Annotated in this window: 18 protein-coding genes and 1 riboswitch; of the genes, 7 read left to right on the top strand and 11 right to left on the bottom strand. The window is 61.8% G+C overall.

What is annotated here, in order from left to right:
• Positions 1–86: 86 nt before the first annotated feature.
• The 6 genes from ABIE28_RS09295 to ABIE28_RS09320 all read right to left on the bottom strand — a co-directional run bounded on the left by ABIE28_RS09295 (position 87) and on the right by ABIE28_RS09320 (position 8,277).
• Positions 87–1,379, bottom strand: a complete 1,293-nt coding sequence (locus ABIE28_RS09295; protein ID WP_354062217.1) for an amidohydrolase family protein — start codon at positions 1,377–1,379, stop codon at positions 87–89.
• Between the two features lie 32 nt (positions 1,380–1,411).
• On the bottom strand, positions 1,412–2,356 hold the full coding sequence (locus tag ABIE28_RS09300; RefSeq protein ID WP_354062219.1) for an ABC transporter permease: 945 nt from the start codon (positions 2,354–2,356) through the stop codon (positions 1,412–1,414).
• A gap of 1 nt (position 2,357) precedes the next feature.
• Positions 2,358–3,440 (bottom strand): ABC transporter permease, encoded by a 1,083-nt coding sequence (locus ABIE28_RS09305; protein WP_354062221.1) that lies wholly within the window; start codon positions 3,438–3,440, stop codon positions 2,358–2,360.
• Positions 3,437–4,975: an ABC transporter ATP-binding protein gene (locus ABIE28_RS09310; RefSeq protein WP_354062223.1), complete on the bottom strand. Its 1,539-nt coding sequence runs from the start codon at positions 4,973–4,975 to the stop codon at positions 3,437–3,439. The genes ABIE28_RS09305 and ABIE28_RS09310 overlap by 4 nt, the downstream gene beginning before the upstream one ends.
• 49 nt (positions 4,976–5,024) lie before the next feature.
• A complete protein-coding gene (locus tag ABIE28_RS09315) occupies positions 5,025–6,020 on the bottom strand; it encodes a BMP family protein (protein WP_354062225.1) in 996 nt (331 codons plus the stop codon).
• Between the two features lie 157 nt (positions 6,021–6,177).
• Positions 6,178–8,277, bottom strand: coding sequence for a CHASE2 domain-containing protein (locus ABIE28_RS09320; RefSeq protein WP_354062227.1), 2,100 nt, complete (start codon positions 8,275–8,277; stop codon positions 6,178–6,180).
• A 638-nt stretch (positions 8,278–8,915) separates the two neighbouring features.
• A riboswitch (FMN riboswitch) is annotated at positions 8,916–9,059 on the top strand.
• Positions 9,060–9,163: 104 nt separating this feature from the next.
• On the opposite strand from ABIE28_RS09320, the gene ABIE28_RS09325 reads away from it, so the two are divergent.
• Positions 9,164–10,126, top strand: a complete 963-nt coding sequence (locus ABIE28_RS09325) for a DMT family transporter (protein ID WP_354062229.1) — start codon at positions 9,164–9,166, stop codon at positions 10,124–10,126.
• Between the two features lie 48 nt (positions 10,127–10,174).
• On the opposite strand, the gene ABIE28_RS09330 is transcribed toward ABIE28_RS09325, so the two are convergent.
• Entirely contained in the window at positions 10,175–11,290 is a 1,116-nt protein-coding gene (locus ABIE28_RS09330; RefSeq protein ID WP_354062231.1) for a Gfo/Idh/MocA family protein, read from the bottom strand.
• A gap of 122 nt (positions 11,291–11,412) precedes the next feature.
• Between ABIE28_RS09330 and ABIE28_RS09335 the strand changes: the two genes are divergently transcribed.
• The 6 genes from ABIE28_RS09335 to iolB all read left to right on the top strand — a co-directional run bounded on the left by ABIE28_RS09335 (position 11,413) and on the right by iolB (position 18,399).
• Positions 11,413–12,255: a MurR/RpiR family transcriptional regulator gene (locus ABIE28_RS09335; RefSeq protein WP_354062233.1), complete on the top strand. Its 843-nt coding sequence runs from the start codon at positions 11,413–11,415 to the stop codon at positions 12,253–12,255.
• A 111-nt stretch (positions 12,256–12,366) separates the two neighbouring features.
• The gene (locus ABIE28_RS09340; RefSeq protein ID WP_354062235.1) at positions 12,367–14,286 is read left to right on the top strand and encodes a bifunctional 5-dehydro-2-deoxygluconokinase/5-dehydro-2-deoxyphosphogluconate aldolase; all 1,920 of its coding nucleotides are present in this window, start codon (positions 12,367–12,369) and stop codon (positions 14,284–14,286) included.
• Between the two features lie 139 nt (positions 14,287–14,425).
• Positions 14,426–16,273: a 3D-(3,5/4)-trihydroxycyclohexane-1,2-dione acylhydrolase (decyclizing) gene (iolD, locus tag ABIE28_RS09345; protein ID WP_354062237.1), complete on the top strand. Its 1,848-nt coding sequence runs from the start codon at positions 14,426–14,428 to the stop codon at positions 16,271–16,273.
• 150 nt (positions 16,274–16,423) lie between these two features.
• Positions 16,424–17,341 (top strand): myo-inosose-2 dehydratase, encoded by a 918-nt coding sequence (gene iolE / locus ABIE28_RS09350; RefSeq protein WP_354062239.1) that lies wholly within the window; start codon positions 16,424–16,426, stop codon positions 17,339–17,341.
• 61 nt (positions 17,342–17,402) lie between these two features.
• On the top strand, positions 17,403–17,654 hold the full coding sequence (locus ABIE28_RS09355) for a hypothetical protein (RefSeq protein ID WP_354062241.1): 252 nt from the start codon (positions 17,403–17,405) through the stop codon (positions 17,652–17,654).
• Entirely contained in the window at positions 17,599–18,399 is an 801-nt protein-coding gene (gene iolB, locus ABIE28_RS09360; protein ID WP_354062243.1) for a 5-deoxy-glucuronate isomerase, read from the top strand. The genes ABIE28_RS09355 and iolB overlap by 56 nt, the downstream gene beginning before the upstream one ends.
• A gap of 36 nt (positions 18,400–18,435) precedes the next feature.
• Here iolB and iolG read toward each other — a convergent pair whose 3' ends face one another.
• From iolG to ABIE28_RS09380, 4 genes are all read right to left on the bottom strand, one after another.
• Entirely contained in the window at positions 18,436–19,473 is a 1,038-nt protein-coding gene (gene iolG / locus ABIE28_RS09365; protein WP_354062245.1) for an inositol 2-dehydrogenase, read from the bottom strand.
• Between the two features lie 37 nt (positions 19,474–19,510).
• A complete protein-coding gene (locus tag ABIE28_RS09370; RefSeq protein ID WP_354062247.1) occupies positions 19,511–20,290 on the bottom strand; it encodes an ATP-binding cassette domain-containing protein in 780 nt (259 codons plus the stop codon).
• A gap of 1 nt (position 20,291) precedes the next feature.
• Positions 20,292–21,407: an ABC transporter permease gene (locus tag ABIE28_RS09375; RefSeq protein ID WP_354062249.1), complete on the bottom strand. Its 1,116-nt coding sequence runs from the start codon at positions 21,405–21,407 to the stop codon at positions 20,292–20,294.
• A gap of 69 nt (positions 21,408–21,476) precedes the next feature.
• Positions 21,477–22,427, bottom strand: a complete 951-nt coding sequence (locus ABIE28_RS09380; RefSeq protein WP_354062251.1) for a sugar ABC transporter substrate-binding protein — start codon at positions 22,425–22,427, stop codon at positions 21,477–21,479.
• Between the last annotated feature and the right edge of the window lie 10 nt (positions 22,428–22,437).

Consider the following 22,437-nt stretch of genomic DNA (forward strand, 5'->3'; position numbering starts at 1 on the left):
GGAAGGCCGCCAGCACCTTAGGCGCGAGAAAAAACTCGGCGAAAAACCGCCGAGCTTCATATGCTGGAACCACGAGGAACCCGCTTTTACTTCGCGGCCATCGCCCCGACCTTCGACGGGTCGAGCTGTGATGGCCGCCCTGGCAGGTCCAGTTTGGCAGCCCGCGGTGCGGAGCTCGAAATTACTTTGCCGCCCTTGATCACGGCCAGGCGCGTAGCTTTGAGGCGGATGGCTTCGATGGGGTCGGCGGCTTGGAGGAGGACCATGTCGGCTTTGCAGCCGACGTCGAGGCCGTAGCCGTCGAGATGGAGGATTTTTGCCGGACCGGTCGTTACGGCGGCAAAGCATTGGCGCATGGCGTCGCGGCCGGTCATCTGGGCGACGTGCAGGCCCATGTTCGCGACTTCAAGCATATCGGCCTGACCCAGCGAATACCAGGGGTCCATCATGCAATCCTGACCGAAGGCGGCGATGATGCCATAGGACAGGATTTCGGGGAAACGGTTCATGCCACGCCGCTTGGGATAGCTATCGTGGCGGCCCTGGATGACGATGTTGATATTGGGATTGGCGATGGCGGCGACGCCCGCCTCGGCCATCAATGGCAGGAGCTTGGACACATAGTAATTGTCCATCGAGTGCATCGAGGTCAGGTGCGAGCCGGTCACCCTGCCCCCCAGGTCCAGGCGCTGAGTTTCGTAGCTGAGGGTTTCGATGTGCCGGCTGAGCGGATCGTCCGTCTCGTCACAATGGAGGTCGACCAGCAGGCCGCGCTCGGCGGCGATTTCGCAGAGCGCTTTAACGCTTGCCGCGCCATCGGCCATGGTGCGTTCGAAATGCGGAATGCCGCCAACGACGTCGACACCCATATCGAGCGCGCGGGTCAGCAGATCGACAGCGCCGGGATAGCGGTAATAGCCGTCCTGTGGGAATGCCACCAGCTGCAGGTCAATATAAGGCGCAACAAGCCGTTTGACCTCAAGCAGCGCTTCGACGCCGAGCAGGCGATCATCGCAGATATCGACATGGGTGCGGATGGCTAGCAGGCCCTGCGACACGGCCAGATCGCAATAGGCCAGCGCGCGCTCGATGACGGCTTCCTGCGTCAGCAGCGGCTTGAGTTCGCCCCAGATCTTGATTCCATCGAGCAGCAATCCGCTTTCGTTGAGGCGCGGCTGGCCCAGTGACAGGGTGGCATCCATGTGGAAATGGCAATCAACGAAAGGTGGCGCGACGAGCTGGCCGGCCGCGTCGATGGTCTGGCCGGTGTCGCCACCGAGATTGGCTTCGACAGCGGCAATGCGGCCAGCGGAAACGCCGATATCGACGCCTGTCCGACCGTCAGGCAGCGTGGCATTGGTGATTTTCAGATCGAACAAGACAGCCTCATTTCAATAGATTTCAAAACGCCTTAGTGCCGCTGGCCCTTAAACCAGGGCTGCAGCAAGGCGCGTGGATAGTCAGCCCGACGCGCAACGACGACGAGCGCGACGATAGACAAGAGATAGGGCAGCATCAGGAAAACCTGTCCGGGCACGACCTGCCCGATCTGGGCCTGCAGTCGAATCTGGAAGGCGTCGAAAGCGCCAAACAAAAGCGCGCCGAGCAGCGCCTTGCCGGGCTGCCAGGAGGCGAACACCACCAGCGCGATGCAGATCCAGCCACGGCCATTGACCATGCCGAAAAAGAACGCGTCAAAGGCTGACATGGTCAGGAACGCGCCGCCCAAAGCCATCAGCGCCGAGCCGACGACGACGGCGCCGATGCGCAGGCCGCGCACCGAAAGACCCTGTGCCTCGACGGCTGCCGGATTGTCGCCCACGGCGCGGACCGCCAGTCCGAGCGGCGTCCGATACAGCACGAAGGCCACAACGGCGACGAGCGCCAGCGCGAGGAAGGTCATCGGCGTTTGCTGGAACAGTGCTGGGCCGATGAACGGCAGATCGCTCAGGCCCGGTATCGAGACGGGCTGAAACGGCACGATGCGCGGCGGCGTCGAGACGTTTGGCAATGCGGTGCGGTAGGTGAAATAGCTGGCGCTGGTTGCGAGCAGAGTTATGCCGATGCCCGAGACGTGTTGCGACAGTCCCAGCACCACGGTCAGGATGGCATGCAGCAGTCCAAACAGGCCGCCCGCCAGCGCGGCGACAAGAATGCCGCCCGACAGGCCCGCACCCAGATAGACGGCGAGCCAACCGGCCATGGCGCCGGCGACGAAAATGCCTTCGATGCCCAGATTCAGCACCCCTGCCCGCTCGCAGATCAGTGCGCCCAGCACACCGAAAATCAGCGGCGTGGCGATGCGGATGGCGGCGGCCCAGAAATTGGCGGACATCAGAATGTCGATGGCTTCCATGTCAGGCCCCCGCGACCGGTTTGACGGTTTTCTCGTAGCGCACGCGGAACCGCAGGAAGAAGCTGCCGACCAGAACGCTCAGCAGCGATAGCGCCACCACCAGATCAGCCAGATAGCTGGAAATGCCGGTGGCGCGGCTCATCGAGTCGGCGCCGACGAACACCGCAGCGACAAAGACTGCGGCAAACACCGCGCCGATGGGCGACAGCCCGGCCAACATGGCGACCACGATGCCGGTATAGCCAAAGCCGGGCGACAGATCGGCTGAGAGATAGCCCTTTACGCCGGCCACTTCGCCAACCCCGGCCAGGCCTGCCAGGCCGCCGGAGATCAGCGCGACCTTGAGCATTGTCGCATTGACTGGAATACCCGCGAAGCGGGCGGCGGCGCGGTTTTCGCCGACGGCACGGATTTCAAAGCCGAGTACGGTTTTGCGTACGATGACCCAGAGCACGATGGCGGCAGCCAGCCCGACGATCAGGCCGAAATGCACGCGCATGCGCGGCAGCAGTTTGGGATAATCCGCCGCGTCGATCAGCGCCACCGATTGCGGCCAGCCCATCGACAACGGATCGCGCAGCGGGCCTTCGACCAGCATCTGGATGAAGAGAATAACGACGAAGTTCAGCAGCAGCGTGATCACCACCTCGTCGGCGCCAAAGCGCTGCTTGAGGATGGCCGGAACGACCATCATCAGCCCGCCTGCCACAAAGCCTGCAATCATCACCGTCGGGATCATCAATGCTGGCGGCAGGTGCAGCAGGCCGCTGCCGACCAGAACGGCCGCAAGCGCGCCGATATAGAGCTGGCCTTCAGCGCCGATGTTCCACAGCTTGGCGCGGAAGGCGACGACAGCGGCGAGGCCGGTCAGGATCAATGGCGTGGCGCGATTGAGCGTTTCGGAGAAGGCAAACATCGACCCGAACGCGCCCTGCACGATCAGCAGATAGGCTTCGAGTGGCGAGCGACCGGCCAGCGACACGGGAATGGCGACCAGCAGCAGAGCAGCGAGTGCTGCCAGCAGCGAAACGGTGATTTTGAGCGATACGGGCGCGTCGGCGCGGGGTTCGAGGCGGAAACTCATGCGGAGATTGCCTCGCTGGTTCCGGCCTGTCCGGCCATCAACAGCCCAACCGTTCCGCGATCCAGCGCGTCGGATGGACCGGCATCGGCGACCTCACCGGCATGCACCACCAGGAAGCGGTCGGCCAGTGCAAACAACTCGTCGAGGTCTTCGGAAATCACCATCACGGCTGCGCCGCCGTCTCTCGCTGCGATGATGCGGCGATGCACTTCGGCCTGCGCGCCAACATCGAGGCCGCGCGTTGGTTGATTGGCGAGAATGACACGCGGCGAACGCTCCAGAACGCGGGCAAGAATGAGTTTTTGCACATTGCCGCCCGACAACAGCCGCGCCTCGGCGTCTGGCCCAGGGCAGCGAATGTCATAGCCAGCAATCGCCGCGGTCGCGCGCTCCTGCATGGCCTTGCGATTGAGCAGGCCGAAGCGGGAGAAATCGCCGCCGCGCACATCCTCAATGGCGATATTGTCGGCCACGCTCATGGTGCCGACAACGCCGTCATGCTGGCGATCCTCGGGCATGCGCGCCACGCCCGAAGCGACCAGCGCGCGTGGATCGGCTTTGGTGATGGCCCGGTCGTAAAACAGCACATCGCCGCTATGGGGAATGGCAAGGCCCGACATCAAGGCGGCAATTGCCGCCTGCCCGTTGCCCGAAACGCCGGCAACGCCGACGATCTCGCCAGCCCGCAGGGCAAAGCTGGCATTGGCAAGCGCCGAACGCGCCTCGCCACGCCCGAGCGACACGTCACGAAACTCTACCAGTGTTTCCTTGGGGATCGGCGCGGTGCGGGTCACCTCGGCCACGGCCTTGCCCACCATCAGATCGGCAATCGCGCGGCGATCGGCATCGGCCGTCACCAGCTCACCGGCCTTTTTACCACCGCGAAGCACGACAATACGGTTGGACACCGCCAGCACTTCGCCCAGCTTGTGCGAGATGAAAATGACACCCAGGCCGCGCGCCGCCAACCGCCGCAACACGGCGAACAGGCCGTCGGATTCCTGCGGTGTCAGAACCGCCGTGGGCTCATCGAGAATGAGCACACGCACATCGCGATAGAGCGCCTTGAGGATTTCGACGCGTTGCTTTTCGCCAACCGTCAGCGCGGCGACCTTGCGGTCGAGATCGACCTCAAGCCCGCTTTCCGCAATGATCTGTTCCACCTTGTGGCGAGCAACGCGACCGCTGGTCGGGCGCAGCAGGGACTCGGTTCCGAGGCGGATATTGTCGAGACCGGAGAGGTTCTCAGCGAGGGCGAAATGCTGGTGCACCATGCCGACACCGGCCGCCAGCGCTGCGCCGGGCGATCCGGGTGGCAGCACATTGCCCGCGACGCGGACGGTGCCTTCGTCCTGCACATAATGGCCGAACAGGATATTCATCAGCGTGGTCTTGCCCGCGCCGTTCTCGCCCAGTAGCGCCAGGATTTCTCCACGCTTGAGGTCGAGATCGAGCGCGTCATTGGCCACCAGCGCGCCGAAACGCTTGGTGATGCCCTCGAGCGAGAGCACGATTTCGGCCTGCTGATCCTGCATGTCCGTCCCTAAAGAAAGGCCGGGCGCTGCGAACGCCCGGCCATTTATCCTACATGTTCGATTTTGGTTCGGCGTCGTTGATCTCAACAGCAAAGGCACCCGATTTGATCTCGGCTTCCTTGGCGTCGGCCGCAGCGATGGCTTCAGGCCCGGCCAGTGCGGCGTCGGCCACAAGGCTCGAACCACCATACTTCATGAAGGCGTAGATGCCGTAGTCAGACGCGGTGAAGGTGTCTGCCTTAACATCTGCAATCGCCTTGTCGATCATCGGCTCACCGTGCCAAAGGGCGCTGGCCAGGATCGTACCGGGATAGTCGGTCGCCGTATCGATGACGTTGCCGATGGCCAAAATGCCGCGTTCCTTGGCCGCGTCGGACACGCCGAAACGCTCGGCATAGAGAATGTCGGCGCCGGCATCGACCATGGCGAATGCGGCTTCCTTGGCCTTCGGCGGATCATACCAGGAGTTGATGAAGCTAACCGAGAACTTGACGTTCGGGTTCACCGACAATGCGCCCGCCATGAAGGCGTTCATCAGGCGGTTCACTTCGGGAATGGCGTAGCCGCCGACCATGCCGATCATGTTGGACTTGGTCTTGGAGCCTGCGATCATGCCGGTCAGGTAGCTTGGCTCCTGAATGAAATTGTCGAAAGTGGCAAAGTTCGGTTCGACGGGCGGCAGCGATGAGCCCATCAGGAAGTCGATCTCGGGGTACTCGGCGGCCACCGCGCGGGCGGGCTGCTCTACGCCGAATGCTTCACCGACCATCAGCGCAACGCCCTGCTCGGCATATTCGCGCATGACGCGCTCATAGTCGGTGTTGGAGACGTTTTCTGAGTAGACGTAATCGATCTCGCCGCGCTCCTCGGCAGCTTTGAGCGCGTTGTGCAGGCGGCTCGCCCACTGTTGTTCGACCGGCACGGTCCAGACGGCGGCCACCTTGAGCGCGTCCTGCGCCCAGGCCATGCCGCCCATCGTCAGCGCCGTGCCCAGCGCCAATGCAGCGACCATCGTGCGGCGACTAATCTTTGCAAATTCAGTCATTTGGCTCCCCGATCTGTTTAAAAAAACGCCCATGCTTTCCTGCTGCCTATCTAGCAGGCAAGCCAATAGTCTTGGCAAGTCGGAAAGCATGGTTTTCTGCCTCATGGCAATTGGCAGTGCTTTCTTTCCACACCTGTCTCGGCACGAGCAATGAACACTAGATTGTTGTTGGCTCGGCAACTTCGTCGACCGCAAAGTCAGCAAGCCGTGCCGAACAGGCGTCGTAGAAGCCACCGAGCCCCGGCTCGATCAGGATGGCAGCGGCTCGGCAGCGGACCAGAGCAGCATCACCGCCACTGCGCCACGCCGCCAGCAGCGCCGCGTGTTCCGATTGCAGCGCCTTGAACGCCGCCGACGCGGCCAACTCTGCCGAACCCACCAACAGATGAACCGCCTCCGGCTGGCTGACGCCCTTGAGGGCGATGGCGCCTGCATCAAGATATGCGAGGTCAGGCGCGGCGGCGCGGGTGTCGGCCGTCACCAGAATGTCGTAGCCGACGATCCGGCAAGCGCCCTCTAATCGACTTGCCACGTTCACAGTGTCGCCGATGCAGGAATAGTTGAAGCGTTCTTCAAAGCCCATATTCCCGACCAGCGCCTGCCCGGTCGCAAGGCCAATGCCGATGGCGATGGGTTCGATGCCGACCTGCGTGGCGTTCAGCCTCCGCAGCGCCGCGCGCATATCGAGTGCTGCCTCGCAGGCGTGGCGGGCGTGTTGAGGCACCGCTACTGGGGCATTCCAGAACGCCATCACCGCGTCGCCCATGAACTTGTCGATGGTGCCCTTGTGCCCGATGATCGCGGCGCCCAAAGCCGCAAACAGTCGGTTGAGGATGGCGACCAGTTCTGCCGGCGCGGTGCGTTCGCTGAGCGCTGTGAAATTGCGCACGTCGGAGAACATCACCGTCATGTCGCGCAGATCGCCACCCAGCTTGAGCAGATCGTCATTGGCGTCGATCTGGGTCAGTAGCGATGGCTCGACATAATGCGCAAAGGCCCGGCGAATGCGGCGCTTGTCATTGTCGGTTATGGCGAACTGGAAGAAGGCCATGGCGGCATAAGTCACAAGCGTCGCAAACAATGCAAAGCTCGGATCGAGCAGCACGCCGTATTGCGCAAAGGCGAGCCATGCGACAGCGGCAATGGCGATGGCGATGGCACCTGTCGCGACAAGCCCGACCAACGGCCCGCTCAACAGCAGCAGGATCACCACCGCCACGCAACACAGGGCGATCAGCAGCAGTTCCAGCCCGCCAACCCAATCCGCCCGCTGCAGAAAAGTGCCGCTCAGCATCTGCTCGAGCGCCTGCAGGTGTATCGACACCCCCGGCACTGCCTCACCGAGTGGACTGGCACGGATATCCAGCAGCCCAGCCGCCGAGGTCCCCACAAGCACGACGTGACCGGCCAACATTGGCGCGAGGCTCGCGTAACTATCGGCGAGCAATTGGCGCGCTGACACATAGGTTTCAGGCCCGAGCGGCCGGTAGTAGAGCCACATGTCGCCGGTCGGTCCCGTGGGAATATCGAATGCTCCGACCCGCAGCCCGCTGACACTGCCACCGGCCTCACCCAGTACCACAATGGTCGTCTCACCCTGCGCCACTCGCAGCGCTTCGACCGACAGCGTTGGCACCGGCGCCACGCCGTTCGACCACAGCAATGGTAACCGACGCGCTACCCCTGCCCCGGTCCTTTCGAGGCTGGCCACGCCCAGGCCTGATGCCGCCTCAAGCAGGATCGGCAGTGGCGCGGCAACACCGTCGAGTTGCGGCAGCGCGGCCAAAGTGTCCGCCCCGGTCATGGCATAGCCCGCCTTGGGCGCAGGCGCCGTCTCGCCGCGCCCCGACCGGCTCATCACCAGGATAGATGGGCTATCGGCAAGTGCCGCCGCGAATAGCGCATCGTAATTATCGCCGCTGCCCAGAATGCTGGAAGGCGACAGGCGATCGGGCTCGGGAAACAGCACGTCAAACGCGACGGTGGCTGCGCCCAGTTCGGTCAGCCGCTTGGTGATGGTCGCAATGACTTCACGCGACCACGGCCATTGCCCGATTTCGGCGAGAGAGTCCTCGTCGATATCGATAATGAGCACCGGCAAATCCTGCGGTGCGGCGCGTGGCTTGATCTGCTGGAAAACATCGAATGTCGTTTCGCGGGCCACTTGCACCGCGTAGGGATCAGCCGCCCGCAAAGCCACCAGCGCAGCAACGACCACCGCTCCAAATACCAGTGCGCCAACCCGCCGCCGCCACATCGGTCAGGTCAACGATCCAAAAAAGCGCAACGTCGCTGCAACATCTCGGCATTGCCACGCGCCACCGCTCGCTTTGTCGCCGTAAGGTTCCACCAACGCTTTCGCCCCCGCATGCGGGCCTCACCCGCCAAGCCAGCTTAGGAACGCCCATCCCCAAGCGCAAACGAAAAGGCTCGCCTCATCAATCCAGCTTATCCCCGCGCCCAAAACCTCCGGTATCTTTTGTGCATCTCCCGCCAGAGCGCGATCATGACGAGTGATGAGCGGAGAGACAGCCGGGGGGCCTGGGTCGCCACGCTCCCGCACGGATGTTGACGACCGGCCTGCACGGAATGAAGCGACAGGGGCGAACGATCATGCCTCATCGCCGAAGCCGCGCATAAAATCCCGAGAGGGTGGTAGGGGGATGCATGTGTGACAAATCCCGGCATGGTGGCGAGGCGTCTGTCTCTTTCCTTCCTACTCCCTACGAGGCAGATGTCTCGCCATCATCGCTTGCTTGATCACCGCGCCGGCGGGCGCGTTGGCACGCATAATTATTCCCCACTGTTCGCGGACGACGCACAGTTACACCCTTGTGTCCACTTGCAGGGGCCCACCGCCTCCCCTATGTTCATCGTCGCGGGACGATAGTTCCGCATAGTTCTCAGGGCGGGGTGCAATTCCCCACCGGCGGTAAGGGCAGCGATGCCTAAGCCCGCGAGCGCTCGGCGAAAGCTGGGGTCAGCAGATCCGGTTCAATTCCGGAGCCGACGGTATAGTCCGGATGAAAGAGAACGGGACCAACGCTGGCTTTGCCTGCGTCCGCACCCATGTCTATGGGCGGGCAAGGCGCCTGCGAGACTTCCCGTAACCCTGAGGAAACTGGTTACGGAAAGGACTACACATGAACCAGGTTTCCTCTGCTCCCCAAAACGGCGCCACCACGGGCGCAATCCTGATGGTCGTCGCGGCCTTCGCCTTTGCCGGGTCGAACGTGCTTCAGTCCGTGCTGCCCTGGCAGTATGGCATCAGCTCCACCGGCATGGCGTTTTGGCAATATGTCATCGCCTCGGTACTGGCTTTGCCGCTGATCCTGCGCATTGGCGTGCGCAATCTGCGCACCACCCAGCCGCTGGCTCATGAAATCCGCGCCTTCGCTTCAGCGCTGGGCGTCCACGTCTTCGTCTATGGCTTCGCCTCGGGCGTGCCGATCTGGCAGATGGTGACGCTGCTGTCGACCGGCCCACTATTCATCATTCTCGGTTCGACCCTGTTCCTGGGCGAGCGTGCCACCACGGCTCGTCTTGCCGCGGCGCTGGCCGGCTTTATCGGCGCCATCATCATTTCGGGCGTTGGTGCCGAAGGCCTGACCTGGGCCACGCTGGTGCCAATCGCAGCCGCTGCGCTTTGGGCCGCAACCGACGTGCTGACCAAATATCTCGCCCGCACCGAAAAGCCGGAAACGCTGACAATTTCCCTGCTGGTGCTGATGACGCCGAACCACCTGCTGATCCTGCTGGCCGTTAATGCGGTCGGCTGGTTGGCCCCTACCCTGTTGCCAGCTGGCGTAACCACCGGGTTCCCGTTCGCGCTTCCAGCCGGCAACGGATTGTGGCTGTTGCTGCTGCTCGGTGCGCTCACCGCCGCCGCGCAATACCTGCTGAGCGTGGCCTACAAAATGGCAGACGCCACCTATCTGCAGCCCTTCGGCGATCTCAAGGTTGCCCTGGGCGGCCTGATGGGCTGGATCTTCCTCGGCCAGCTGCCAGGCGTCTTGTTCTGGCCGGGGACGCTGCTGATCATCGGCGCATCGGTCTTCCTGTTCTGGGTCGAAGCCGACAAGCGTCAGAAACTCAGCCTCGCCTAAAGACTTCCGGTCATCCCCGCCTCAAGCGGGGGTGACCGTATTCAACAGCTACACGGTCACCCAGCGCTGCTCCTGATGGCTCTGCGCCATGGCATGCACCGCCCGCTCGATTTTGAGCCCCGTATCAAAGTCGATCACCCGCGCCGGCTCCCCGCCAATGGCGCGCAGCAATTCGTGACACTCAATGATTTTGAGATCATTGAAGCCCAGCCCGTGCCCGGCGGTCGGGATGAACCGATCATAAGGCCCATGCTGCGGAGCCGTCAGAATGGTTCGGAAGCCCTGTTCGGTGGGCTTGTCTGACGTCACATAGAGCTGCAGTTCGTTCATCCGCTCCTGATCGTAGGTGATCGTGCCTTTGCTGCCGAAAATCTGCACGGCAATGCGCCCCTTGCGCCCCCAGGCCGAGCGATTTAGCGCCATGACGCCGCTTATCCCCTTGCCCAGTTCAAACAGTACACTGGCAATGTCGAAGGTTTCGACCGTCCGGCGCACACCCTCCTTTGTCGGGCGATCCGCAAAAGGCTTGGAGAGATGCGTCATCACTTTCGTCACCGGACAAAACAGCACCTGCAACAGGCTCAACGGATGCACGCCGAAATCGTCGAGCGCGCCATAGCCGGAGCTGGCTTCACTCTTCCAGTAAAACAACGCCTCGGGATCGGCCATGAAGTCTTCGTCCATTTCGAGTCGGACATGGTTCACCGTGCCGATCGTGCCGTCGGCGAGGATAGCGCCGATCTGGCGGATAAGCGGGTTCTGAATGTAATTGTAGCCCAAGACGGCCACTTTACCGGAGGTCTTGGCCGCTGCCGCCATGCGCTCCGCATCGGCAAACGCCACCGCCATCGGCTTTTCGCACCAGACATGTTTGCCCGCTTCCAACGCGGCAATCGCCATTTCGGCGTGGAAGGCATTGGGCGTCGTCACCGACACCACATCGACCTCGGGGTCCACGATCAGTTCGCGCCAGTCGCCGGTGGCCTTGTCAAAGCCAAATTCTTCGGCCTTTTTGGCGGCGATCTCAGCATTTACTTCTGCAAGGTGGACGAGCCGGGGTTTTGGGCCATCTCCGAACACCGCTTTGACGCCGTTCCACGCCAGTGCATGGCATTTTCCCATATAGCCGGTGCCGATAAGTCCCACGCCAATCGAAGATTTCATTCCGCCCTCCAGTAATTTTGAAATGAATAGTCCATTTCAACCACTTTCGGAATAGACTTTCTAACAAGACTTGATTGGTGAGCAGGATTGAGGATTATGGTGCCAAACCGTGAGTAGAAGACATGCCCGACCCGAATGCAAAAGTTCAGCCGCCACAAGATTTTGACACGCTGCGCGCCGCCATTCTGGAGCGTCGGGCCGAGCTGCCCAAGCGCCTGACCCAAGTAGCAGCCTATGCGCTCGACAACCCTGACGAGATCGCTTTCGGCACCGCCGCGAGCATCGCCATTTCAGCCGATGTGCAGCCTTCGACGCTGGTACGGTTCGCCCAGCATTTTGGGTTTGATGGCTTTTCAGGCCTACAACTGCTGTTCCGCGCGCGGTTACGTGAACGTACGTCGTCCTATGAGGAACGACTGCGCTCGCTCGAGAACGGTGGCGAAGCGCTGGCCGAGAGCACCAATATATTCAACGGCTTCGTCTCGGCCGCGCATCGCTCGCTCGATGCTCTGTCCGCCGCAGTCGATCCCGAGGCGTTTGACCGCGCGGTCAATCTTCTCGCCAAGGCCGACACCATCTATCTCGTCGCCAAGCGCCGCTCGTATCCCATCAGCAGCTACATGGCCTATGCCTTTGGCAAATTGCGAGTGAAGTGCCAACTGGTCGGCACCGCCGCCGGTATCGACGATGACCTTCTGGCCATGGCAACGCCGAAAGACGCGGTGTTCGCCGTCAGCTTCTCCCCCTATGCGTCGGAAAGCGCCACCCAGGCACGCACCCTCTCCGCACGCGGCATTCCCGTCGTGTCGCTGACCGATTCGTCGTTCTCGCCGCTGGCCGAGTGTTCGCGCGTCTGGTTCGAGGTGGTTGAAGCCGACCACGCCGGTTTCCGCTCACTTTCCGCCAGCATGGCGTTTGCCATGGCACTAACCGTCAGCATCGCAGAGGCCCGTCGGCGCGGTTAACACAGGTCACTCAAGCAGAATTCCAGAGATAGAATATACATTCTAGATTGACGACGCGGCGGAACCCATGTTTCATATTGTTCTGTAGCCGAAGCCAACTAGGAGACTGGCGTGACCAATGCGCATCCGCAGGAAGAGACGTTGCCGCTTGACGTCATCACGATCGGACGCGCGTCCGTTGACCTCTATGGTCAGCAGATCGGCACCCGCCTCGAAGACGTTGGCAGTTTTGCAAAATCCGTCGGCGGCTGCCCAACCAATATCGCCGTCGGCACCGCCAGGCTTGGCCTCAAGTCGGCGCTGATTACTCGTGTCGGCAATGAACAAATGGGGCGCTTCATCCGCGAACAGTTGGTTCGCGAAGGTGTTGAGACGCGCGGCATCGTAATCGATCCGGACCGCCTTACCTCGCTGGTCCTCCTCTCGGTCGAAAACGAACATTCGTTCCCGCTGATCTTTTACCGCGACAATTGCGCCGACAGCGCGCTGAACGAAGGCGATATCGACGAGGACTTCGTGCGCTCTTCCCGTTCGGTGCTGGTGACCGGCACCCACTTCGCCAAGCCGCACACCGACGCCGCCCAACGCAGGGCCATCCGAATCGCCAAGGCCAATGGCGCCAAGGTCATCCTCGATATCGACTATCGGCCTAATCTGTGGGGCCTCGCCGGTCACGATGCTGGCGACAGCCGCTACATCGCCTCGGACAAAGTGTCGTCCCATATGCAGACCGTATTGCCCGATTGCGACCTCATTGTCGGTACTGAAGAAGAGGTTCTCATCGCCTCCGGCGCGTCCGACCTCCTCACCGCGCTCAGGGCGATCCGCTCCCTGTCCTCCGGCACTATTGTCCTGAAGCGCGGCCCCATGGGATGCATCGTCTATGACGGCGCCATTCCCGACGATCTGGAACAAGGCATTGTCGGCGAGGGATTCCCTATCGAGGTCTACAATGTGCTCGGCGCCGGCGACGCTTTTATGAGTGGTTTCCTGCGCGGCTGGCTGCGCGGCGAACCCCATTCCACCAGCGCGACCTGGGCCAATGCCTGCGGCGCCTTCGCAGTCAGCCGACTGCTGTGCGCGCCGGAAATACCGACCTGGCAGGAACTGAGCTACTTCCTCGACCACGGCAGCCCCGAACGGGCACTGCGCAAAGACGCAGCGATCAATCACATTCACTGGGCGACCACCCGCCGCCGCCCGATCCCAAGCCTGCGGGCGTTAGCCATCGACCATCGCAGCCAGCTCGAAGACCTCTGCAAGGACGATCCGAGCCTGCTACAGCGCCTGCCGGCCTTCAAGGTGCTTGCCGTGCAGGCGGCGACCCGAGTGGCCAACGGCCGTCCAGGCTTTGGCATGTTGCTCGACGACAAATATGGCCGCGATGCACTTTATGCCGCCAGCGCCTACAAGGATTTCTGGATCGGCAAGCCGATCGAACTCCCCGGCTCCCGGCCGTTGCAGTTTGAGTTCAGTCAGGACCTTGGTTCGCGACTGATCGACTGGCCGGTCGACCACTGCATCAAGGTGCTGTGCTTCTACCACCCCGAAGACGCGCCCGAACTCAAGCAAACCCAGATCGAGAAGCTCCGCACCGCCTTCGAAGCAGCGCGCAAGGTGGGCCGCGAATTGCTGATCGAGATCATCGCCAGCAAGCATGGCGCTATGGCCGATGACACGATCAGCCGCGCCATGACCGAGATCTATGATCTCGGTATCAAGCCCGATTGGTGGAAATTAGAACCGCAAGCCAATACAGCCGCCTGGGCCGCAATAGACGCTGTCATCGAAGCCCGCGATCCACTCTGCCGTGGCGTGGTCCTGCTGGGACTGGAAGCACCGCAGGATATACTGGAAGCCGGCTTTGCCGCCGCGCGAACCTCACAACGGGTAAAAGGCTTCGCCGTCGGTCGCACGATTTTCGGGGAGTCAGCAAAAAACTGGCTGGCCAGTACTATCAGCGACGAGCAGGCGGTGGCGGAAATGGCGACCAAGTTCGGCGCGCTGGTCGATATCTGGGACGGGCTATAGGAAGCCCGGACAACCAACCTCATGGTAAGCCCATGAGGTTGATCTGGCACAATGTTGCCGAGGGCCATCCCCGATACGCTAGGGATGCGGTCTACTGATATAATGGCGCCCGGCGCCGCTAGTATTGAGGGATGAGAGCATGAGCCAGGACACTATTCGACTGACCATGGCGCAGGCCGTGGCGCGGTTTCTGACCATGCAGAAGACCGTCATCGACGGCGAGGTCGTGCCAATCTTTGGCGGCGTGTTCGCCATTTTCGGCCATGGCAATGTGGCCGGCATCGGCGAGGCGCTCTACGGCATCAAGGACACGCTGCCGACTTATCGCGCCCAGAACGAGCAGGGCATGGCTCACGCTGCTATCGCCTTCGCTAAAGCCAGTTTCCGCCGCCGCTTCATGGCCTGCACCACGTCCATTGGTCCCGGCGCGCTCAACATGGTCACGGCCGCCGCCCTCGCCCATGTGAACCGCCTACCGGTGCTATTCCTGCCCGGCGACGTCTTTGCCAACCGACTGCCTGACCCGGTCCTGCAGCAGATCGAAGACTTCGGCGACGGCACGGTTTCGGCCAATGACTGTTTCCGACCGGTCAGCCGCTACTACGACCGCATTACCCGGCCCGAACAGATCATCCCTGCCCTGCGCCGTGCCATGGCCGTGCTGACCGATCCGGCTGAATGTGGCCCGGTGACGCTGTCGCTGTGCCAGGATGTGCAGGCAGAGGCCTATGACTATCCGGTGAGTTTCTTTGCCGAAACCATTTGGGGCGCTCGCCGCATCATGCCCGATGCCGACGAGTTCACCACGGCCGCCGCCGCTCTGCTGCATGCCGACAAACCAGTGATCATCGCCGGCGGCGGCGTGCTCTATTCGGAAGCCAGCAAGGCGCTCCGCACCTTTGCCGAACGCTATGGCGTTCCGGTGCTGGAAACGCAGGCCGGAAAATCCAGCCTGCCGCACGATCATCCGCTCAATATGGGTTCGGTTGGCGTTACGGGTACCTCCGCATCCAACACGCTGGCCGAAGAGGCCGATGTGGTCCTCGCCATCGGCACGCGGCTGCAGGATTTCACTACCGGCTCCTGGGCGCTGTTCAAGAACGACAACCTCAAGATCATTGGGCTCAATGTTCAGGTCTTCGACGCACACAAGCACCGGGCGCTGCCGCTGGTTGCCGACGCACGGGCTGGCCTTGAAGCGCTTAATGCTGCGCTGGCGGGTTGGCAGGCTGACCCGGATTGGACCAACCGCGCCAAGGCAGGCAAGGACGACTGGCTGGTCGCGGCCGATCAGGCAACCGCCGCCACCAATGTCGAACTACCCTCAGACGCCCAGGTGATCGGCGCCGTGCAGCGCGCTCGAGAAAACTCGATCGTCGTCTGCGCGGCTGGCGGCCTGCCGGGCGAATTGCACAAGCTTTGGAAGGCCGCGCGTCCCGGCAGCTATCATATGGAATATGGCTTCTCGACCATGGGCTACGAGATCGCCGGCGGCCTCGGCGTCAAGCTTGCGCGGCCGGATGACGACGTCGTCGTGATGGTCGGCGACGGCAGCTATCTGATGCTCAATTCCGAGATCGTCAGCTCGATCATGCTCGGCGCCAAGTTGACCATCGTGCTGCTCGACAATGCGGGCTACGGCTGCATCAACCGGCTGCAGATGGCCACCGGCGGCGCCAACTTCAACAATCTGTTGAAGGATACCCAGCATGTCACGCTGCCAAGAATCGATTTTGCCGCCCACGCCGCCTCAATGGGCGCCCTGACCCGCAAAGTCGGCTCGATTGCCGAACTGGAAACCGCGCTGCAGGAAACCGAGAGCGCCGATCGTACGACGGTGATCGTCATCGATACCGATCCGCTGATCACCACCGACGAAGGCGGACACTGGTGGGATGTCGCCGTGCCCGAGGTGAGTGATCGTCCACAGGTCAACGCGGCGCGCGAAGCCTATGTGGCGGCGCTCAGGGGCCAGCGGGCGGGATAACTGGGACACGCCCTCGTGGTTCGAGGCTCGCGAAGTGCTCGCACCTCACCTTGAGGGCTACTCACGAACTTGCGCCCAACAGCCCTCATGGTGAGGCGGGAGCGCAGCGACCCTCGAACCACGAGGGCGTGGAAGTGGATGGAGAATGAATTGAAAGCCAAACTCGGCATGTCGCCCATCGCGTGGTGGAACGATGATCTGGTGGAATTCAGCGACGATGTTTCGCTGGAGGAATGTCTGCGCCAGTCGCGGTCGGCCGGTTTCACAGGCATGGAAAAAGGCCGCCGCTTCCCCGACGATCCAGCGGTCATGCTGCCCATCCTGCGTGCTGCCGACGTTACGCTCTGCGGCGGCTGGTTCTCGGGCACACTGGTCGACGAAGACCTCTCGGCCAACAAGGACCACATTGCGCCAATGATCGAGCTGTTCAAGGCCGTCGACGCACCATGCATCGTCTATGGCGAAGTCGGCCGCTCGATCCAGGGCCGTCGCGAAATCCCGCTGGCGCAAAAGCCAAAGCTCTCCGATGACGAGATGAAGGCCTATGCCCGCAAGCTCACCACGTTTGGCGAATGGTGCGCCGAACAGGGCATGCCTCTTTCCTATCACCACCATATGGCCGCCGTGGTCGAGACCGAGGCCGAGCTCGACGCCTTCATGGCGCATTCGGGCGAAGGCATTCCACTGCTGCTCGATGCTGGGCATCTGGCGTTTGCCGGCGGCGACGTTCTACGCGCCATCGACAACCACCATGCCCGCATCAACCACGTGCATGTGAAAGACATTCGCCGCGCGGTGATCGATGGTCTTGATCGCAGCAAGCAGAGCTTTCTCGATGCGGTAGCGCTGGGCGCGTTCACCGTGCCCGGCGACGGATCGCTCGATTTCGCGGCCATCGTGCAAAGATTTGCCGACTATGGCTATGAGGGCTGGTTTGTCGTTGAGGCTGAGCAGGATCCGAAGGCCAATCCGCCGCTTCGCATGGCGCAGGTCGGACATGCCGAACTTTTGCGCGTGATGACTGCAGCCGGATACACTGTACAGACGCAGGGGTTTCCGCAGGGGTGAGTTTTCTCACCGTCTTATGCTAGACCATGCGCCAGGCGATTTAACTTACGAAAGCGGGCGCATGGCTCTAAAAGAAAACGACGTCAAATGGTTTCGTCCCCTGTGGATCCGGATCTGCCTCGCGGTGTTTCTGACCGCTTGGCTGGCCTGGGAGCTGTTCTTTACCAAGGACCAGTTCTGGGCGCTGCTCGTAGGCGCTGCCCTGGCCTATTCGCTCTACAATTTCTTCTACGCTTTCCCCAAGGAAGATCCCGCCGATGAGCAAATCTCACCTCCGCGTCCGCCCGAAGGGAACGACGGGTCTGGTTCATGACGTCACGCCGGCTTCAGCTGGTTGGACTTATGTGGGCTTTGCGCTTCACAAGCTCTCCGAAGGCAAGGTAACCGCCGGCGAGACCGGGGCGCAGGAGCTCTGTCTGGTGCTGGTCAGCGGCAAGGCACGCATTTCGGTTGATGGCGAGGATTTCGGCGTCATCGGCGATCGTATGTCGCCGTTCGATGGCGCGCCATGGGCGGTCTATGTGCCCATGGGCAGCGATTGGGCGGCCGATGCTGTAACCGATGTCGAACTGGCGGTTTGCGCAGCGCCGGGCGGCGGCAACTATCCCGCAAAGATTATCGCCCCCGGTACCCATCCGCGCATCAGCCGCGGCAAGGGCGCCAATGTGCGCCACGTCTACAATATCATGCCCGAGGACGACCTTTCGGCCCATTCCCTGCTCGTCGTGGAAGTGATCACGCCGCAGGGCAACACCTCGTCCTACCCGCCGCACAAGCACGATCAGGACAATCTGCCCCACGAAAGCCTCTTGGAAGAGACCTATTTCCACCGGCTCAATCCGTCGCAGGGCTTTGCCATGCAGCGCGTCTATACCGACGACCGCAGTCTCGATGAGGCCGTGGTGATCGAGGATGGCGACGTGACGCTGGTGCCCAAGGGTTATCACCCGGTGGCGACGACGGCGGGCTATGACCTCTATTATCTCAACGTGATGGCAGGGCCGAAGCGGGTGTGGAAATTCCACAATGCCGCTGAACATGAGTGGCTGTTGAAGTAGTGGCACGCCCTCGTGGTTCGAGGGCGTGGCGGGCCGCTACCGCCCCTGGAAAATCGACGTATCCGCCAGCACACCCAAAATCTCGCTGACCTTGACCGCCCTGCCCTCCTGCACCGATTTCAACGCGGCCTCGGCCAGTGCCAGAGCTATCAGGCCATCAAGCCCGCTTGGTGTTGCCGGAGATTTTGATTCAACCGAGTCGATGAAGGCACTGATTTCGCGAGCATATGCCTCGATGTAGCGCGTCATGAAGAAGTCGTGCAGCGGCGGCCGCGTGTACCCCGTGGCGTTCGCAACCTCGATCGACACAGGACGCTGGTTCTCGGCCGACACCGAACCCTTGGACCCATGCACCTCGATGCGCTGATCGTAGCCATAGGTGGCGCGGCGCGAGTTCGAGATGGTGGCATGCTTGCCCGAGGCCGTTGACAGCATAACCGACGCGCTGTCGAAATCGCCAGCCTCACCGATGGCCGGATCGACCAGCACGGAGGCCTGGGCCGAGACCGTGTCGATTTCCTCGCCGAGCAGATACCGCGCCATGTCGAAATCATGGATGGTCATGTCGCGGAAAATGCCGCCGGAGCGCTTGATGTAGTCGACAGGCGGTGCGCCGGGATCACGCGAGACAATGGTGACCATTTCCACCGCCCCGATCTCGCCCTTGGCGATCACATCATGCACGGCCTGAAAATGCGGGTCAAAACGACGGTTGAAGCCAACCATCAGCGTGCCGGCTTCCGCATCAACCACCTTGAGGCAGGCCTTTACGCGCTCGATGTTGAGGTCGATCGGCTTCTCGCAAAAGATCGCCTTGCCGGCCCGGGTGAACTGCTCGATCAGGTCGGCATGGGTATCGGTTGGGGTGCAGATGACGACCGCATCGATGTCGCTTGCAGCCACGATTTGCTCGATTGTGCGAACCTCACAGCCATACTGGCTGGCAATGTCCCTGGCCGCCTGATCGACGGCATCAGCCACGGCAACCAGCTGCGCCTGAGGATTGGACGACACGGCCTTGGCGTGCACTTTACCAATGCGACCAGCACCAAGCAGGCCGAAGCGAACGGTCATTTGTAGTCTCCGATTATCGAAAATACGCGACGGTGGACTATACGGTACCACCAAGCGATGCGCTGAGCTCTGCCATTTCAGCGCCGCCAGCCATCATGTCCTGCAACTGTTCCGCAGAGATCTCCCCACGATTGGCCGTGCCCAGCGTCTTGCCGCGATTGAGCACCGTGAAGCGGTCCCCTACAGCCAAAGCATGGCGCACATTATGGGTGATGAAGACGATACCAATGCCGGTCTTGCGCACCCGATCAATGGTGGCCAAGACGTTCGCCGTCTGGCGCACGCCAAGCGCCGACGTTGGTTCATCGAGGATCAGAACCTTGGCACCAAAATAGACGGCGCGAGCAATAGCGACGGTCTGGCGCTCACCGCCGGATAGCGTCCCCACGGCCTGATCGGGTTCGCGCAGGCTGATGCCCATGCGACGCATTTCTTCCATGGTCACCCGTGACGCCGTTTCCGCGTCAAAGAACTGGAACGGTCCCCAGCCCTTGCGCGGTTCGCGGCCCATCCAGAAGTTGCGGGTCACAGACATCAGCGGGATCATCGCCAGGTCCTGATAGACGGTGGCGATTCCGGCCGTCATGGCGTCACGCGGATTGCTGAAAGCGACGTCCTGTCCGTTGACCCGAATTTGGCCGGAGGACGGTTTGTGAACGCCGGCCATGGTCTTGATGAAGGTCGACTTGCCGGCGCCATTGTCGCCGAGAAGGCAGTGGCATTCGCCGGGTAGCACAGACACCGAAACGCCATTGAGCGCGATAACCGGGCCGAAGCTCTTGGTGATGTTGACCAGTTCGATCAGTGGTTCGGTCATCTTAGCGCTCCCCGGTAATCAGGCGGCGGATATAGGTATTGAGCACCACGGCGAGCAGCAGGATGACGCCGAGGAACACGCGGAATAGGGAGCTTTCGACCCCAGCAAAGAACAGCCCCTGCTGCACCACGCCAAAGATCAACGCACCAAGCGCCGCCCCGATCACCGAACCATACCCGCCGGTGAGCAGAGCGCCACCGATCACAACCGCGATGATCGCTTCAAATTCTTTGAGCAGACCACGGTCGGCTGCGGCCGAACCGAATTCCATGACCTGCGCGGTGGCAAAAACGGTCGCGCAGAAGGCCGAGAAAATGAACATCAGGATCTTCACGCGATTGACCGGCACGCCGACATAGCGCGCAGCCTGGGCGTCGCCGCCGGCAGCAAAGATCCAATTGCCGAAGCGCGTCTTGGTGAGCAGCACATGGGCGAAGATGATAAGCGCGAGGGCCCAGACCATCAGCATGGGAATGCCATCGACCACGGGCTGCCCAGCACGATTGCCGGCCTTGAACGTGTCGATCAGTCCCATATCTGCCAGCCAATAAAACACAAAGCCCAGCACCTTGCCGCCAAAGAGCGGCGCGAGCCAATCACCAGCGGCAGCTTCCCGGACGCCACCGATAATGGTCTGGCGGGTCGTCGTGATGGAAATGTAAATAGTCAGTCCGCGCAGGATATAGAGCGAGGCCAGCGTGACGATGAAGGATGGTAGCCCCGTCTTGATGACGAGATAACCGTTTGCGGCGCCGATCAGCATGGCCACGATGAAGGCGGCGATGATGGATGCCCACATTGGCCAGCCGAGATGGACGCTCAGCACCGCTATCACAATACCGGCAAAGCCGATCATTGACCCTACGGACAGATCGAACTCCCCGGCGATCATGAGCAGGCAAGCGCCAACAGCGATGATGGCAAACTGGGCGGAGACCACCCCCCAGTTCATAATGCCGTCCGGGGCGAACATACCTGTCGACCCAGCCACAACGGCAAAATAGATAAAGACCAGGATTGCCCCAGCCATCGCGCCCAATTCGGGGCGCATGAGCATTGTTCTGAGGCGGGATCGCTGCGCAATGCGTTCGTCGGTCGCTGCGTGCGGTTGTGTCATGGTTGATCTCGTGGGGACAGCGTGGGGACAGAATTGGGGCCCGAAACGTGTCGGGCCCCTGCAAATCGGTTAGCGGTATTCGCCGGCAAACTTCTCCACCAGATCGATGTTGTCCTTGGTGATGAAACCAGGGCCCGAGTTGATCGAGTTGCCGGGCACCACGCCATAGCGGGCCAGATTGGTCAGGATTACGACCGGCAGATAGCCCTGGAGGAAGGGCTGCTGGTCGATGGCGAAATTGATCGTACCAGCCTTTATAGCGGTCGAGATTTCGCTCGACAGATCGAAGGTCGCAAAGAAGATTGTGCCGGCTTTGCCGGTCTGGTCGAGCGCGGCGATGGTGGGGTGCGCCGAGTTTGGCCCAAGCGTTAAGATGCCATTGGTATCAGGGTTAGCCGACAGATAGGCCGAAACTTTGGACTGGACTTCGCTGGGGTCCATGCCCGAGTCGATCATCTGGCTGCCCAGTTCAATGCCAAGCGCGTCCGCAAAGCCCTGGCAGCGCTCAACCGAGGCTGGATTGGTGATGTAGTGGTTGACGCAAACAAAGCTCGTCACGCCAGCGGCCTTGGCTTTCTCCCCCGCCCCAAATCCTGCGTCATACTCAGGCTGACCGACGTGGAGAAGAGCGCCGATCTCCTTGGACTGCGCAATGGTGCCGGAATTGATGGTGATGACTGGAATGCCACGCGCGACGGCGTCGCTCAGCGGTCCTTTGAGGGCGTCGAAGTCAGCGATGGTGGAAATGATGCCGTCTGGCGACGAGGCGGCGGCCTGCTCGATGATTCGCGCCATGTCGGCGAGGTCACCGGTTGGCGGGTTGCGGTATTCAACGGTCACGCCCATCTGCTCGCCGGCGAGGTTGATGGCGTTCTTGATGGTGTTCCACCAGCTATCGGAGTCCGGCGCGTGCGAAACCAGCACAAAGCGTTCGCCTTCGGCCAGCGCCGGCGCAGTGGCGGCAGCGGCGAGACCCAAGGTCAGGGCGACAGCAGAAAGCCCCTTGATAAAAGTGTTCATTGCATTCCTC

The organism is Devosia sp. 2618 (assembly GCF_040546815.1).
GTDB lineage: Bacteria > Pseudomonadota > Alphaproteobacteria > Rhizobiales > Devosiaceae > Devosia.

Excerpts from the sequence above, each read along its gene's own strand:
- ABIE28_RS09305 (WP_354062221.1), bottom strand. The coding sequence starts at position 3,440 with ATGAGTTTCCGCCTCGAACCCCGCGCCGACGCGCCCGTATCGCTCAAA.
- ABIE28_RS09355 (WP_354062241.1), top strand. The coding sequence starts at position 17,403 with ATGGCTCTAAAAGAAAACGACGTCAAATGGTTTCGTCCCCTGTGGATC.
- ABIE28_RS09370 (WP_354062247.1), bottom strand. The coding sequence starts at position 20,290 with ATGACCGAACCACTGATCGAACTGGTCAACATCACCAAGAGCTTCGGC.
- iolD (WP_354062237.1), top strand. The coding sequence starts at position 14,426 with ATGAGCCAGGACACTATTCGACTGACCATGGCGCAGGCCGTGGCGCGG.
- ABIE28_RS09310 (WP_354062223.1), bottom strand. The coding sequence starts at position 4,975 with ATGCAGGATCAGCAGGCCGAAATCGTGCTCTCGCTCGAGGGCATCACC.
- ABIE28_RS09380 (WP_354062251.1), bottom strand. The coding sequence starts at position 22,427 with ATGAACACTTTTATCAAGGGGCTTTCTGCTGTCGCCCTGACCTTGGGT.
- iolB (WP_354062243.1), top strand. The coding sequence starts at position 17,599 with ATGAGCAAATCTCACCTCCGCGTCCGCCCGAAGGGAACGACGGGTCTG.
- iolG (WP_354062245.1), bottom strand. The coding sequence starts at position 19,473 with ATGACCGTTCGCTTCGGCCTGCTTGGTGCTGGTCGCATTGGTAAAGTG.
- ABIE28_RS09325 (WP_354062229.1), top strand. The coding sequence starts at position 9,164 with ATGAACCAGGTTTCCTCTGCTCCCCAAAACGGCGCCACCACGGGCGCA.
- ABIE28_RS09300 (WP_354062219.1), bottom strand. The coding sequence starts at position 2,356 with ATGGAAGCCATCGACATTCTGATGTCCGCCAATTTCTGGGCCGCCGCC.
- ABIE28_RS09315 (WP_354062225.1), bottom strand. The coding sequence starts at position 6,020 with ATGACTGAATTTGCAAAGATTAGTCGCCGCACGATGGTCGCTGCATTG.
- ABIE28_RS09375 (WP_354062249.1), bottom strand. The coding sequence starts at position 21,407 with ATGACACAACCGCACGCAGCGACCGACGAACGCATTGCGCAGCGATCC.
- ABIE28_RS09320 (WP_354062227.1), bottom strand. The coding sequence starts at position 8,277 with ATGTGGCGGCGGCGGGTTGGCGCACTGGTATTTGGAGCGGTGGTCGTT.
- ABIE28_RS09330 (WP_354062231.1), bottom strand. The coding sequence starts at position 11,290 with ATGAAATCTTCGATTGGCGTGGGACTTATCGGCACCGGCTATATGGGA.
- ABIE28_RS09335 (WP_354062233.1), top strand. The coding sequence starts at position 11,413 with ATGCCCGACCCGAATGCAAAAGTTCAGCCGCCACAAGATTTTGACACG.